Source organism: Saccharothrix sp. ST-888, from assembly GCF_000955975.1.
GTDB lineage: Bacteria > Actinomycetota > Actinomycetes > Streptomycetales > Streptomycetaceae > Kitasatospora.
The window spans coordinates 1-321 of record NZ_JYJF01000820.1; the positions used below are offsets into that span (position 1 = coordinate 1).

The 321-nt window shown below is 65.7% G+C and carries 1 protein-coding gene; it reads right to left on the minus strand.

What is annotated here, in order from left to right; translation table 11 throughout:
- On the minus strand, positions 1–321 hold a 321-nt coding region (locus UK12_RS34700; protein WP_156179162.1), incomplete at both ends, for an AAA family ATPase.

The following is a 321-nucleotide window of genomic DNA, read 5'->3' on the forward strand; positions in this document are numbered from 1 at the left end:
CGTCGGCGGCCGTTGCGTTCTGGAGGAGGTACTGGGAGCCGAAGGTGGAGGTCATGATGGTAGCGGTGTGGCGCAAGTGGAAGGTGCGGCCCTGGGGGTGGGTGCTCCGGCCGTGGTGCAGTACCTGGAGCAGGGTGTTGAAGACTTCGGCGTGGGCCTTCTCGACCTCGTTGTAGAGGACGACGTAGTACGGCTTGCGGCGTACGGCCTCGGTGAGCTGGACGCCCTCCTCGTAGCCGACGTATCCGGGGGGTGCGCCGACCAGGCGGCTGACGGTGTGCTTCTCCTGGTACTCGCTCATGTCGAGGCGGATCATGTTGC